The following is a 14,398-nucleotide window of genomic DNA, read 5'->3' as shown; positions in this document are numbered from 1 at the left end:
GAGGCGTTTTCCTTATTTGTTAAGAAATAAATTATTTTACTAATTTAACTTCTACACGTCTGTTGTTAGCTTTACCAGCTTTAGTTTTGTTTGAATCGATTGGTTTCGTTTCACCAAATCCTTTAGATGATAATCTGTCAGCAGCAATTCCGTTCTCGATGAAGTAGTTTTTAACTGCAGCAGCTCTGTCTTCAGATAATTTCAAGTTGTACTTGTCGTTACCATCGCTGTCAGTGTGACCTTCGATAGAGAATTTAGCATCTGGGTATTCTTTCAAGATTAATACGATGTTTTTCAATACAGCGTATGATCTTTGTTGGAATGTAGCTTTATTCGTTACGAACAAGATAGTTTTAGCATAATCGTTCAATGATTTGATTACAGCCTCGCTTAATTCAGGACATCCGTTGTTAGCAACAGTACCCATTACATCCGGACACTTGTCATCTTTATCAGCTACACCGTCTTTGTCAGTATCTGGCCAAGGACAACCAGCGTTTTCAGCAGGACCTTTAACGTCAACACATTTGTCTACGTTATCAGCAACACCGTCACCGTCTGTATCAGGACAACCGTTCATTGCAGCAGGACCAGCTACATCTGGACAAGCATCGTCTTTATCAGCGATTCCGTCACCGTCAGTATCAGGACAACCGTTTAACTCTTTAGGACCAGCTACTTCTGGACAAGCATCGTCTTTATCAGCGATTCCGTCAGCATCAGTATCAGGACATCCTTGGAATTCTTTTAAACCAGCAACTTCCGGACAAGCGTCATCTTTATCATAGATTCCGTCACCGTCAGTATCTTTACCTCCAAGTTTGAAAGTAATACCTGCAAAATGTTGCATGTGTGAAGCGATATCCACATCAGGAGTTCTTGTATCGTCGAATGATTGTTTGTAAGTTGACTGTAATGTCAAACCTACTTGGTCTGTAAACCAGAAGTTAAGACCTAAACCTCCATTCACAGTACCTGCAGAAGCATCACCCATGAAAGTATAACCTCCACCAACGTGAACATACGGATCAAACCAACCTTTTAAGAAATTGTATTTGATAACCCCGTCAACTGCATAATACATTAAATCTCCAGGATTAGAAACTACATAATCATTAGTGTTTGTTGCAGGATCATAGGTTCTTTCGCTAACAAATTTATCAATTTTGTTCACTGACCCTGTGATACCAAAAGAGAAATTATGTCCAACAAGTCTTGACACGTTAAAGTAAGACACTGAAGGAATAATGTTCCAATAATCTTTTGCATTAAAATACTCTGAGAACTGATCTTCTACTTTAGAAGCCGCACTCACTCTACCTCCATCCATCGCGTTAACCCCGAATGTGATAGCCCATGGATTGTTACTATCCTGTGCTTGCGAACTCAATCCAGCAAACATTAGAGCAGCAACAAATAATTTGTTTAGATGTTTCATACTTTTTTTATTTAATTACAATACGTTATAATCAAGACAAAAATAATAGGTTAATTATTAACTACAAAGAGTTTTGTTAAAAAAAATACATTTTCTTACTAAAAAAAAACCATATTTATATCACATTTAACATTTTTCCAACCTCCGTAAATGCTGCAATTGCCTTATCAAGATGTTCTTGAGTATGAGCCGCAGATAATTGCACACGGATTCTGGCTTTATCTTTAGGAACCACCGGAAAGAAGAACCCAATCACATAGATTCCCTTTTTAAGCAATTCATCCGCCATCACCTGGGATAATTTCGCATCGTACAACATCACCGGCACAATGGCAGAATCACCATCAATGATATCAAATCCGGCTTTCTTCATTCCTTCTTTAAAGTAGTTGGTGTTCCACTCTAATTTATCACGCAAAGTGGTATCTTTTTCCAACAACTCAAAAACTTTGATGGAAGCCCCTACGATAGAAGGCGCTAACGAGTTCGAAAACAAATACGGACGGGAACGCTGACGTAAAATCTCAATGATTTCTTTTTTAGCAGTCGTATAACCTCCCATCGCACCACCCAAGGCTTTCCCTAAAGTTCCTGTAATGATATCCACGCGCCCCATTACCCCTTTAGCTTCCAGAGTTCCTTTTCCTGTAGCACCAATGAAGCCGGCCGCATGACATTCATCCACCATCACCATCGCATCGTATTTATCCGCCAGGTCACAGATTTTATCCAAAGGCGCCACCAGTCCATCCATAGAGAATACGCCATCGGTAACGATTAATTTAAATCGACGACCATCAGCATTAGCCTGAATCAGTTGCTTTTCCAAATCTTCCATGTTGTTATTCTCATAACGGTAGCGTCCCGCTTTACACAAACGCACACCGTCAATAATGGAAGCATGATTCAGACTGTCGGAAATAATACAATCTTCTTCACCCAACAAAGGCTCGAAAACTCCTCCGTTTGCATCAAAAGCGGCTGCATATAATATGGTATCTTCCGTACCGTAAAAATCGGCAATCTTTTGTTCAAGGGTTTTATGAATATCCTGGGTTCCGCAGATGAAACGCACCGATGACATTCCGAAGCCGTGTGTATCCAAAGCATCTTTTGCCGCTTGAACCACTTCCGGATGCGATGACAATCCTAAATAATTGTTGGCACAAAAATTCAAAACCGTTTCCCCGGTTGAAATCTTGATTTCCGCTCCTTGAGGCGAGGTTATGATGCGCTCTTTTTTATACAATCCGTTTTCCTGAATCGAATTCAGCTCGTTTTGTAAATGCTCTTTAATTTTACCGTACATAGTATTGTGTGTTTATTTCTGTTATTTTATTTTTTCTTTCTTCTGTATTCTTGTCTCTTTTTTCAAGATTACAAATGTACTACTTCTAACTTTTCTCCTATATAAACCAACGCTTTTTTCTCCACAGAAAAACCCATTTCCTCCAATGCTTTTCCGTATTCCGTCAATTGCAATTCATATTTTTTCTGATGGACTCCGGTTTTATAATCCAGCAAATAAGCCTTATCTCCTTTTACGGAAACACGGTCCGGTTTGATTGTTGCAGTCCCTTTTTTGATAATATTCTGCTCATTATATACTTTTTTATCGGCTTCAAAGAAAAGTTGCAGCTCCGGATGGTTCACAACCTGAAGCACTGTTTGTCGAATACCGTCTTTCTGGGATTCGGTTATCAATGCGTTTTCAACAGCTTTCATCAAAGCCAGTTCTATATCGTCTTTGGTTTTTACAAACGATAAAATTTCATGCAAAACGTTTCCGAATTCAATTGCCTTTATCTGTTCGGTCCCCCACATCAAGGCTTCACGTTGCGCGATTTTGATTTTCTTCGGATTAAAAACTTCCTTCACAATTTCGATTGTCGGCTGTTTTTCTTTTTCACCTTTGGACTGCGAAAGCCTGTCAGCATCCCCAAATTCAAATTCAAATTGATCAGCGTGATACACCCCTTTAAAATCAAGGTATTTGATAAAATACGATGACATGTTATTCGTAAGTTCCCCTTTGCTGGTCAGGTTTTTATTTGAAATTACGTACAACTGCTCTTCTGCTCTTGTCAAAGCCACATACAGCACATTGATATTATCTAAAAGTTCTTCCTGACTTCTTTCTTCGTATACCTGCGCCGCGGTTTCCCCGTATTCAGCCACTTCTTTTTTGGCATCTACCAAAGCTTTGGGAATGTTCAATGTTTTGTCATCCAGCTCTAACCACATTTTATTTCTCGGGGATCGCGAGTAATCTTCTTCGGCGAACGGGAAAATCACCACAGGAAATTCCAGTCCTTTGGATTTATGAATGGTCATGATCCTAACTGCGTCATTTCCTTCCGGAGACGGAATACTGAATTTAGCACCGTTATTCTCCCAATACTCTAAAAAATCCGACACACCCGCCTGTGTACGCACATCTCTTTCTAAAACCAAATCCATGAAATACTGTACGTAAGAAACGGTACTTTTCTCCTTAATAAAGGTTGAAATAATAATTTCCACCGCTTCATACAACGATTTTTTACGACAGTTTTTAAACGATATAAAAATACCCGATTCCTTCAACCAATCCTCCAAGGCTTCTTCAGAGGATTTCGTCATCCCGATTTCGACAAAATCATGGATGGGCAATTTGGTTTGTTTGTTTTTCGCGATGAAATATAAAAATGCCGCCTTCGCTTCCTTATCGTTGTTGTTTTTCAGATAACGGAGCACATTTAAAATCAGTTTTACTTCCGTCGCGTTGTTAATCAACAAGGTTTCCGATGACAAAATCGGGACATCGTTTTCGGTCAGATAATTTGCAAGCGCAACGCCCGAATCCCGCTTACGCGTAAGCAAAACAATGTCGCGGTACTGAAACCCTTTCGCTCTTGCTTTTTCAATGGTAGCCAAGGTCGCTTTCAGATACAATTGATCTTTGCCGTCTGCTTCTTCATCAGAGGCATCGCCATTTTTTTCCTCTTTAGAAATAAATGAAATATTCACATAACCGCCTTGTTTGTCATTGACTTCCTGGGCACTTTTGTTTCGGTACAAATCCTGATAATCTTCATTGGAAAATTCATCGGCCAACATCGCAAAAAAAGCATTGTTGAATTCGATTACCTCGGAATAACTGCGGAAATTTTTACCCAATCGGATCAATTCCTTTTCCGGATTGGAAAAAGGCGGTTTTTCAGCTTTGCTCAAACTGATAAACTGCTCCGCTTTCCCACCTCGCCAACGGTAAATCGACTGCTTCGGGTCGCCCACTATCATCAATGAGCCTTGGGTGCCCGACAAATCTTCCGAAGAAAGCGCATTGTCGATCAGCGGAATCAGATTATGCCACTGCATTTCGGAGGTGTCCTGAAATTCGTCAATGAAAAAATGTCTGTAACGCTCACCCAACCGCTCATAAATAAATGGAGCAGGCTGGCCCTGAATTTCTTCGTGAATAATGGCATTAAACTCGGAAATCGATAAAATATTCTGATCTTTCTGAATCGCTTCCAATTCCTGCGCAATCGAATTTAACAGTGATAATGGCGTGATGTTTTTCTGGAAGGCTTTGTAAAAATTAAGCTTCTCCGCTTTTTCGTTTATCGTTTCCAAATTAGACAACAATTCCGGTGCTATAGCATCAATTTCGTTTTTCTCATGTTGCGGAACTTTTGCCGAATAGCGCTTTCCCTCCTCAAGATATTTATAATTTCCAACGTGTTTTAACACCGTTCCACCGGCTATTTTTAGAAAATGTTTCGGAACATATCCCGAGTAAAAGGAACCCTGACTGATCCCCCGGCTTTCCATGAGCTCCAAAGCCTGACTAGCCAATGCAATACAATCTGTTTCCAGATCAAGAATGAGTTCGGTTAATTTTTGTTTAATCACTAAAAATTCGTCGATGGTTTTTTCGTGAAAATGCGCTATTTCGTTTCGGTTATTTTCATTGACCAACAGTTTGCTCACATCGAGCAATTCATGGGTCACATCCCAACTCTTGTCATTATCGGTTTTATCCACGGAAAAATCGACCAATATTTTCGTCAATACTTCATCTTCACCGGCTTTGGCAATGATAGCATCCACGGCTTCCTGCAACAGCAAATCGGTTTCCAGCGATACTTCAAAAGTAACGGGAAGTTTCAGATCATGAGCAAAGGCACGGATAACTTTATGCGTGAATTTATCGATGGTGGAAATATCAAAAGCCGCATAATTATGAATGATGTTTTTGATAATCGCTTTCGATTTGTCTTTGATGGTAGCTAACGAGAGTTTGGTTTCCGCAGCGACGTCCTTCATGAAATCCACCGCTTTTTCGTTCGGTTCGTCTTTTGAAAATTCGTGTAATGAATTCACGATACGCAATTTCATTTCCTCTACCGCCTTATTGGTAAAGGTAATGGCTAGGATTTTTTTATAGGCATCGTTCGTATTGGCCAGCATCAGAATTTTTAGATATTCTTTTACCAGCGTATAGGTTTTACCGGAACCGGCCGAGGCGTCGTAGATGGTGAAAGCTGCTTTGTTCAAATTAATTATGCTTCAATTAGTTTTATACTGCAAGAATAGCCGATTACTATTTTCTTTTACGAAGATAAATTTATAATTTTGAATGAATTTAATTATTAATCTTAAATATAAAAATATCATGGCATTCGAATTACCACAATTACCATACGCTTATGATGCTTTAGAGCCTCATATTGATGCACGTACAATGGAAATCCACCATTCAAAACATCACAATGCTTACATCACCAACTTAAACGCTGCTATTACCGGAACAGATTTGGAAGGAAAATCTATTGAGGATATCCTGAAAAACCTTGACATGAACAATATGGCAGTGCGTAACAACGGTGGAGGGCATTACAACCACACTATGTTCTGGGAAATCATGGCGCCAAACGCAGGTGGCCTTCCAACAGGAGAATTGGCAGAGGCTATCAACGCTGCTTTTGGTTCTTTTGAAGAATTTAAAGCACAGTTCGCTAAAGCCGGTGCAACCCGTTTTGGTTCCGGATGGGCTTGGTTGTGTGTGAAAGACGGAAAATTAGAGGTTTGCTCTACACCAAATCAGGACAACCCGATCATGCCGGGCGTACCTTGTGGGGGTCAGCCAATTTTAGGAATGGATGTGTGGGAGCACGCCTATTACCTAAACTACCAAAACAGAAGACCGGATTATATTGAAGCGTTCTTCAACGTAATCAACTGGGCAGAAGTAGCAAAACGTTACGCTGCAGCAAAATAAGAATCCCCTTTGTACTTCACAATAAAAAAGAGAACCGGTTTGGTTCTCTTTTTTTATGGCTTTCATGAATTTTTCTTAAAATAAAAAAGGTGGAATTGCTTCCACCCTTTTTGCCCCAAATCTACCATAAACTTAACCTACTAATGCTATGGTGATACGAATGTATGGCGAATGTTATTCCCTTTCAAATAAATCAGACATACTGCAATTTTTATCGATAAAGTGTTTTTCAGACATCTTTTCTTTGAAACACAAAACTGCTAAACACTTTTTTAAACCGTAATAAGGTAAAATAAAAAAGGTGGAATTGCTTCCACCCTTTTTGCCCCAAATCTACCATAAACTTAACCTACTAATGCTATGGTAGTACGAATGTATTGCGACGCTTTTCATCCTTCAAAAAAACCTGATGAAATGCAAATAAAATCGACGAAATGCATTTTTGCCTGTTTTTTAGTACGCACGGGCATCTTTACCTTCATAGAAATTCATAAAGGCACGATTCACTACGCGATTACCTCCATCGGTAGGATAATCTCCGGTAAAATACCAATCCCCTAAATTTTTAGGACAGGCTTTGTGAAGATTCTCCACTGTTTGGAAGATAATTTTCACTTCTGCTTTAACCGAACTTTCCGTTAACATCTGCGCAATTTTATCGGAGATTTCCTGATCGGTGAATGGCGCATAAATCTCTTTCACGTAATTCACCACCTCGCTGTCATGGAAATTTTCCTGTGCTTTGGATTTTTTATAAACATCTTCGACGATATGCATCAGATTGCGCTCTTTCAGTAATTCCATCGCGGCACGGAATGCTACCAATCCTTCCAATTTGGCCATATCGATTCCGTAACAGTCCGGATAACGGATTTGCGGTGCTGAAGAAACGATTACCAGTTTTTTAGGCTGTAAACGGTCCATCATTTTAATGATACTCTTCTGCAATGTAGTCCCACGAACGATACTGTCGTCGATGATTACCAGATTATCGGTTGGTTTAACTACGCCGTAAGTCACATCGTATACGTGTGCCACCATATCGTCACGGCTGCTGTCTTCTGTAATGAACGTTCTTAATTTAACGTCTTTTATAGCAATTTTTTCCGAGCGTAATTTAACCGCTAAAATTTCCTGTAATTTTTCAGCAGAAAGACTTTCCTTATTCGCTAAAATATCGTTGATTTTACGTTGGTTAAGAAAATCATTAGCCGCCTCAACCATTCCGTAAAACGACGTTTCAGCTGTGTTAGGAATATAAGAGAACACTGTATTGTCCGTATCATTTTCAACAGCTTCTAAAACTGCCGGCATGATTAATTTCCCTAAATCCTTACGCTCCTGATAAATTTCGGCATCACTACCGCGTGAGAAATAGATTCTTTCAAACGAACAAGCTTTCAACGGTAACGATTCACGCACCTGCTCGTCAATTACGCTTCCATCTTTCTTAACGATAATAGCATGTCCCGGAGTGATTTCCTGAATGGATTCGAAAGGCACATTAAAAACGGTTTGGATTACCGGTCGTTCCGAAGCCACCACCACGATTTCATCATCCTGATAGTAGAATGCCGGACGGATTCCAGCGGGATCACGGGTTACGAAAGCATCACCGTGGCCCAACAATCCAGCCATGGCATAACCTCCATCCCAGTTTTTGGAAGCTCTTCTTAAAATTCTTCCTATATCCAATCGCTCGGCAATAACCGGCGAAGCTTCTCTTTTACTTAAACCTTCGTGTTTGCATTGCTTGTACAATTCATCCACTTCATCATCAAGGAAATGACCAATTTTCTCCATTACGGTAACGGTATCTGCCATTTCTTTCGGATGCTGACCCAAACGTACCAAATCCTGAAAAAGCTCTTTAACGTTAGTCATGTTGAAGTTTCCGGCCACAATCAGATTACGGTGCATCCAGTTGTTCTGACGCAAAAACGGGTGAACGCTTTCAATACTGTTTTTTCCGAAAGTACCATAACGAACGTGTCCTAAAAACAATTCGCCGATGTAAGGAACCTTTGTTTTTTGAAGAGCAACATTCTCCTGGTATTCAGGATGCTGTTTCAATTCTTCATTAATGCGTTGGTTGATCTGCGCAAAGATATCCTGTATGGGTTGCGCTTGGTTGGAACGCACGCGACTGATATAACGTTCGCCCGGCTCCATATCTAATTTAATGCTGGCAAGACCTGCTCCGTCCTGTCCGCGATTGTGTTGTTTTTCCATTAAAAGGTACATTTTCTGTACCCCGTAAAATGCAGTGCCATATTTTTCTTTGTAGAATTCCAATGGCTTTTTCAATCTTAAAAGTGCAATGCCACACTCATGTTTTAAAGCGTCGCTCATAATTATTGTGTTGTTGTTGTGTTGTTGTAATAATTAAAAGAGCCCCGTTTCCGAGGCTCGTATGTAAGTGCTAGTTTTCCAGCGCAATATCAAATTGTGTTAAGGCTTTGAACTGTCGTAAACGTGCCGAAACCTCCTCTTTCTGTAATTTTTCCATTCTTTCCGTTCCGAATTTCTCCACACAGAAGGAAGCCAAATTAGAACCGTAAATAATGGCATTTTTCATATTGTCAAACGAAATGTTTTCACTTTGCGTAATGAATCCTGCGAAACCTCCGGCGAATGTGTCCCCGGCTCCTGTCGGATCGAATACTTCTTCCAAAGGCAATGCCGGTGCAAAAAACACTTTGTCGTTATTGAACAATAAAGCGCCGTGCTCTCCTTTTTTGATTACCACATATTTCGGACCCATTTCATGAATTTTAGCGGCTGCTTTTACCAAGGAATACTCTCCTGACAACTGGCGTGCTTCTTCATCATTGATTGTGATCACATCTACACGTTTGATTACGTCCATCAATTCCGGCAGTGCACAATCCATCCAGAAATTCATGGTATCCAAAACCACTAATTTTGGTTTTGTTGCCATCTGATCCAAAACACTGCTTTGAACCAATGGGTGTAAATTCCCCAGCATTACCACATCGGCGTTTTTGAAATCGGCCGGAACTTTTGGCTGAAAATCGGCCAGTACGTTCAATTGGGTATCCAAAGTATCTCTTGAATTCAAATCGTTGTGGTAACGGCCACTCCAAAAGAATGTTTTTCCGCCCTGAACAACTTCAAGACCAGAAATATCAATGTTTTTGGCTTTTAATAAATCTAAATATTCTTGTGGAAAATCGTCTCCTACTACGGAAACAATGGCTGATTTCAGGTTGAAATGAGACGCCGAAAGTCCGATGTACGTTCCTGCCCCACCTAAAATTTTATCGGTTTTTCCGAAAGGTGTTTCAATGGCATCAAACGCTACCGTCCCTACAATCAATAATTTATTCATAAAATGATCCTAACTTTTGAAAGAGCAAATGTACGACATAGTTTTCGTTCTAAAAAGCCTATTTTTTGTTAAGATTTTCAACGTGACGTCGAAGCGCTTTAAAAGAATCGTACGGCCCTTTGGTCACCACCGCATTAACCATAAAGGCTGGAATCGTCCCGCCCGGATCGCCATATACCTGCTGAACCACCAGTGTTTGCTTGTCATCAATGCGTTTCAAATACCAATAACCCTTAAAATTAGTTAGTCGGATACGCCCTTCTTTTTCTTTCAACAACTTATTATCAGGCGTCATGGTGATGTACTGTTCGTTTCCTTTATTTATTAAAGTAACCCGGGAAACATTATCCCGTTCTTGTATCGGCCAACCCAAATGATGTACTATATAAAACACCCAACTGGTGTCGGAGACCTTTTTCACTAGCTCGCTGTGCTTATTTTTATTATTCCATTTCTGAAGCCTTTTCACGTCAATTAGCTGTTTTACGACAGTGTCAATATTGGCATGAACCGTCATGACAGCGCGGTATTCCCTAAAAGCAGTAGTGTCAAATTTGGTCAAATAAATCTTTATACCCTCTTTATCAAGGGCGAGCTCGGTTTTCTTCTGCGAATGAACACAAAAACCCATCAACAGAAAAAAAAGTGTATAAAAAAAATGTGACAGGGACCATTTCATCCCTTAAAGTTATGAAAATCAAAACAAATGACCTTCTTCTTTTTCGTAAAAAAAATCAATAGAGAGCTTTTCCTGTTGCGAAGCCATTACCGCTAATGCATCACAGCGTTCGTTTTGAGGGTGACTGCTATGCCCTTTAATCCATCGGAAATCAACCTGATGCTTGCGATAAACTTTAAGAAAGCGAATCCACAGATCAGGATTTTTTTTGCCTGTGAAATTTTTCTTTTCCCAACCGAAAACCCAGCCTTTCAGTACCGAGTCAACAACATATTTAGAGTCAGAAGTAACTAAAACCGAAGTTCCCTGTTTTTTTAATTTTTCAAGGCCCACGATGACCGCCAGTAGTTCCATCCTGTTATTGGTTGACAATCGGAAGCCTTCGTAAAATTCTTTTTTATAAGGAGTCCCCACCATTTCCATAATTACACCATAACCGGCTGGCCCGGGATTCCCTTTAGAGGCTCCGTCAGTATAAATATGGACTTCGTAGGATTTCAAAGTAAATTTATTGCGTTATGAGTTTTTCTATTACTTCCGGGAAATGCTTGTATTCCAGTTCGTGTACTTTTTGAGCGATTTCTTCCGCTGTGGTACAATCTTCAACAATGGTGGTTGCCTGAAAAATCACAGCACCTTCATCATATTTCTCATTAACATAATGAATTGTGATACCTGTTTCACTGTCATCACTTTCCAAAACCGACTGATGTACCTTCATGCCATACATACCCTTTCCGCCATACTTCGGCAACAATGCGGGGTGGATATTAATGACTTTATCCGGGTAATTTTCAATGATTTCCTTCGGAAACATCAAAAGAAATCCTGCCAGCACAATCAGATCGGGCTGTAACGCATTTATTTTTTGCGAAACTGTTCCGTCGGACAACTCTGTTTTATTAAAAACAAATGCAGAAACACCATGATTTTCAGCACGCTCTATAACTTTAGCCGATGCGTTATTGGTTAAGACCGCAACCACATTTGCCGTATTGCTGTTTTTGAAATGCGCTATGATATTTTCCGCATTTGAACCTGCTCCGGAAGCAAAAATCACTATTTTTTTCATCTGACCCAGTACCTTTTAAATAAATGAAAAAACATTGTTTTCACACTGCAAAAAAAAGAATAATAAATGATAATAAATAAAAAAACGGGGGCTTTGTAAAATTATTTTTTTTAATTTCGTAGTCACATTTTTTTACTAAACCGTTGTTTTAAAATAAAGTTTTTTATTTTTGCCAACAAATTAAATTTAAAATCAAAGATTATGTCAGACATTGCATCAAGAGTAAAAGCGATTATCGTAGACAAATTAGGTGTTGACGAAAATGAAGTTGTAACAGAAGCTAGCTTCACAAACGACTTAGGAGCTGATTCATTAGACACTGTTGAGCTTATCATGGAGTTCGAAAAAGAATTTGATATCCAAATTCCAGACGATCAAGCTGAAAACATTGCTACTGTTGGTCAAGCTATTTCTTACATCGAAGAAGCTAAAAAATAATAACTTACATATCCCTCATGCATTCTTCGGAATGCATGGGTGTTATTATTTTCCTCTCTGAAAAAACTGATTGGAAGCAATCAAAAAATACAATCCATAGTACCCATGTTTCCTTTACAGACTAAAGAAAAGCAACATGGGTATTATTTGTTTAAATACATTGTAAAAAAAATATTATGGCATTAAAACGAGTTGTAGTAACAGGTTTAGGCGCTCTTACACCCATTGGAAATTCCATCGAAGAATATTGGGATGGTTTGGTTAATGGAAAAAGCGGCGCTGCCCCAATAACATATTACGATACCGAAAAACACAAAACCAAATTCGCATGTGAAGTAAAAAACTTCAATATCGAAGCTTATATGGATCGTAAGGAAGCTCGTAGATTGGATAAATTTGCGCAATATGCCATTGCAGCCAGTGACGAAGCCATTAAAGATGCCGGAATTACCGGTGAAAATGTAGACAAATACCGTGTAGGTGTTATCTGGGGCGCCGGAATTGGCGGACTGGAGACCTTCCAAGAAGAGGTTATGTACTACGCCAAAGGCGACGGCACACCTAAATTCAATCCTTTCTTTATACCAAAAATGATTGCCGATATTGCCCCTGCGCACATTTCCATGCGTAATGGCTTTATGGGTCCAAACTATACAACTGTTTCGGCTTGTGCTTCTTCAGCCAATGCTTTGATTGACGCGTTTAACTACATCCGATTAGGAATGTGCGATGTGATCATATCGGGTGGTTCTGAAGCAGCGGTTACTATTGCCGGAATGGGCGGATTCAACTCCATGCACGCTTTATCAACACGAAATGAAAGTCCGGAAACAGCTTCAAGACCTTTTGATGCTACCCGCGACGGATTCGTTTTAGGTGAAGGATCAGGCGCCTTGGTATTGGAAGAATACGAACATGCTAAAGCACGTGGTGCAAAAATCTATTGTGAAATCGGCGGTGGAGGAATGTCATCTGACGCTTATCACTTAACGGCTCCTCATCCGGAAGGAATCGGTGTAATTGCGGTAATGAACAACACATTACGCGATGCAGGCATGAAGCCTGAAGATGTTGATCACATCAACACACACGGAACTTCAACTCCACTTGGTGACGTTGCTGAATTAAAAGCAATCAGCGCTGTTTTTGGAGATCATGCAAAAAACATCAATATCAACTCGACAAAATCGATGACAGGTCACTTGCTGGGTGCAGCCGGAGCTATTGAAGCCATCGCTTCTATTTTAGCCATGAAATACGGTATTGTCCCTCCAACGATCAATCATTCGGTTGTTGATGAAAATATTGACCCTAGTTTAAATTTAACGCTGAACAAACCGCAAAAAAGAGACGTAAAAGTGGCAATGAGCAACACGTTTGGATTTGGCGGTCATAACGCATGCGTTTTATTTAAAAAATTAGAGGAGTAACCGTTTGCCATGAAAAGAATCATCAAGAAAATATTTTCAAATTCCCGCTCTCCAGAAGACGGGATTTTTTTTGATGCCATTCAAAAAATACTGGGTTTTCAGCCACAAGATCTGAGCAATTACCGCAAAGCTTTTACGCATCGCTCGTTAAACAAAGTGGACGAGAAAGGAAATCCCGTAAATTATGAGCGACTGGAATTCCTTGGAGATGCCATGTTGGGCTCGGTTATTGCCGCACATCTTTTCAGCGAAGTTCCTACCGGAGATGAAGGATACCTAACCAAAATGCGTTCAAAAATCGTCAGCCGTGACCACCTGAACGAATTAGGAAAAGACCTGAATCTGATAAAACACGTAGAAAGTAAAGTCGCTACACAACACTTTGGAGAGAATATTCACGGAAATCTTTTCGAGGCTTTGATTGGCGCCATCTATCTGGACAGAGGCTTTGTCTACTGCGAAAAATTTATCCATAAAAAAGTGATCACCCCTTATGTGGACATCCCTAAACTGGAAGGTAAGGTAATCAGTTATAAAAGCCTGGTAATCGAATGGTGTCAGAAAGAGAAAAAATCATTCTACTATGACGTATTTGAAGACAACGGGAATGAAGGCGTGAAATATTTCGGTGTAAAACTTAAAATCGACAACAAGATAGTCGCCAAAGCAAGGGCAACTTCCAAGAAAAAAGCAGAAGAAAAAGCCTCACAACGCGCTTACTTT

12 protein-coding genes are annotated in these 14,398 nt (G+C 39.9%); 4 read left to right on the top strand and 8 right to left on the bottom strand.

What is annotated here, in order from left to right:
* Positions 1–31 precede the first annotated feature (31 nt).
* The 3 genes from VLB74_RS12770 to VLB74_RS12760 all read right to left on the bottom strand — a co-directional run bounded on the left by VLB74_RS12770 (position 32) and on the right by VLB74_RS12760 (position 5,980).
* Entirely contained in the window at positions 32–1,438 is a 1,407-nt protein-coding gene (locus VLB74_RS12770; protein ID WP_325203837.1) for an OmpA family protein, read from the bottom strand.
* A 115-nt stretch (positions 1,439–1,553) separates the two neighbouring features.
* Positions 1,554–2,747: a glycine C-acetyltransferase gene (kbl, locus tag VLB74_RS12765; protein ID WP_325203836.1), complete on the bottom strand. Its 1,194-nt coding sequence runs from the start codon at positions 2,745–2,747 to the stop codon at positions 1,554–1,556.
* A 68-nt stretch (positions 2,748–2,815) separates the two neighbouring features.
* Positions 2,816–5,980, bottom strand: coding sequence for a UvrD-helicase domain-containing protein (locus VLB74_RS12760; RefSeq protein WP_325203835.1), 3,165 nt, complete (start codon positions 5,978–5,980; stop codon positions 2,816–2,818).
* Positions 5,981–6,098: 118 nt separating this feature from the next.
* Here VLB74_RS12760 and VLB74_RS12755 point away from each other — a divergent pair, with 118 nt between their 5' ends.
* Positions 6,099–6,704, top strand: a complete 606-nt coding sequence (locus tag VLB74_RS12755; RefSeq protein ID WP_325203855.1) for a superoxide dismutase — start codon at positions 6,099–6,101, stop codon at positions 6,702–6,704.
* Positions 6,705–7,157: 453 nt separating this feature from the next.
* Here VLB74_RS12755 and VLB74_RS12750 read toward each other — a convergent pair whose 3' ends face one another.
* From VLB74_RS12750 to purN, 5 genes are all read right to left on the bottom strand, one after another.
* On the bottom strand, positions 7,158–9,056 hold the full coding sequence (locus VLB74_RS12750) for an amidophosphoribosyltransferase (RefSeq protein WP_325203834.1): 1,899 nt from the start codon (positions 9,054–9,056) through the stop codon (positions 7,158–7,160).
* 70 nt (positions 9,057–9,126) lie between these two features.
* On the bottom strand, positions 9,127–10,056 hold the full coding sequence (locus VLB74_RS12745; RefSeq protein ID WP_325203833.1) for a PfkB family carbohydrate kinase: 930 nt from the start codon (positions 10,054–10,056) through the stop codon (positions 9,127–9,129).
* A gap of 58 nt (positions 10,057–10,114) precedes the next feature.
* Positions 10,115–10,687 (bottom strand): START domain-containing protein, encoded by a 573-nt coding sequence (locus VLB74_RS12740; RefSeq protein WP_325203854.1) that lies wholly within the window; start codon positions 10,685–10,687, stop codon positions 10,115–10,117.
* 66 nt (positions 10,688–10,753) lie between these two features.
* Positions 10,754–11,236, bottom strand: a complete 483-nt coding sequence (locus VLB74_RS12735; RefSeq protein WP_325203832.1) for a ribonuclease HI — start codon at positions 11,234–11,236, stop codon at positions 10,754–10,756.
* Between the two features lie 7 nt (positions 11,237–11,243).
* Positions 11,244–11,807, bottom strand: a complete 564-nt coding sequence (gene purN, locus VLB74_RS12730) for a phosphoribosylglycinamide formyltransferase (RefSeq protein WP_325203831.1) — start codon at positions 11,805–11,807, stop codon at positions 11,244–11,246.
* Between the two features lie 201 nt (positions 11,808–12,008).
* Here purN and VLB74_RS12725 point away from each other — a divergent pair, with 201 nt between their 5' ends.
* The 3 genes from VLB74_RS12725 to rnc all read left to right on the top strand — a co-directional run.
* Positions 12,009–12,245 carry an acyl carrier protein gene (locus VLB74_RS12725; protein WP_007137004.1) on the top strand — a complete coding sequence of 79 codons (237 nt, stop codon included), beginning with the start codon at positions 12,009–12,011 and terminating at the stop codon, positions 12,243–12,245.
* Between the two features lie 176 nt (positions 12,246–12,421).
* Complete coding sequence (gene fabF, locus VLB74_RS12720; RefSeq protein WP_325203830.1) at positions 12,422–13,675, top strand: beta-ketoacyl-ACP synthase II; 1,254 nt, start codon at positions 12,422–12,424, stop codon at positions 13,673–13,675.
* A 9-nt stretch (positions 13,676–13,684) separates the two neighbouring features.
* A partial coding sequence (gene rnc / locus VLB74_RS12715) for a ribonuclease III (RefSeq protein WP_325203829.1) occupies positions 13,685–14,398 on the top strand: 714 nt, incomplete at its 3' end.

It is taken from the genome of Flavobacterium sp. (assembly GCF_035456225.1).
Classification (GTDB): domain Bacteria; phylum Bacteroidota; class Bacteroidia; order Flavobacteriales; family Flavobacteriaceae; genus Flavobacterium.
Note: the sequence above shows the minus strand (reverse complement) of the source record. Positions and strands in the feature narration are given on the sequence as shown.

Excerpts from the sequence above, each read along its gene's own strand:
- VLB74_RS12750 (WP_325203834.1), bottom strand. The coding sequence starts at position 9,056 with ATGAGCGACGCTTTAAAACATGAGTGTGGCATTGCACTTTTAAGATTG.
- fabF (WP_325203830.1), top strand. The coding sequence starts at position 12,422 with ATGGCATTAAAACGAGTTGTAGTAACAGGTTTAGGCGCTCTTACACCC.
- VLB74_RS12770 (WP_325203837.1), bottom strand. The coding sequence starts at position 1,438 with ATGAAACATCTAAACAAATTATTTGTTGCTGCTCTAATGTTTGCTGGA.
- VLB74_RS12745 (WP_325203833.1), bottom strand. The coding sequence starts at position 10,056 with ATGAATAAATTATTGATTGTAGGGACGGTAGCGTTTGATGCCATTGAA.
- VLB74_RS12725 (WP_007137004.1), top strand. The coding sequence starts at position 12,009 with ATGTCAGACATTGCATCAAGAGTAAAAGCGATTATCGTAGACAAATTA.
- VLB74_RS12755 (WP_325203855.1), top strand. The coding sequence starts at position 6,099 with ATGGCATTCGAATTACCACAATTACCATACGCTTATGATGCTTTAGAG.
- kbl (WP_325203836.1), bottom strand. The coding sequence starts at position 2,747 with ATGTACGGTAAAATTAAAGAGCATTTACAAAACGAGCTGAATTCGATT.
- purN (WP_325203831.1), bottom strand. The coding sequence starts at position 11,807 with ATGAAAAAAATAGTGATTTTTGCTTCCGGAGCAGGTTCAAATGCGGAA.
- VLB74_RS12740 (WP_325203854.1), bottom strand. The coding sequence starts at position 10,687 with ATGGGTTTTTGTGTTCATTCGCAGAAGAAAACCGAGCTCGCCCTTGAT.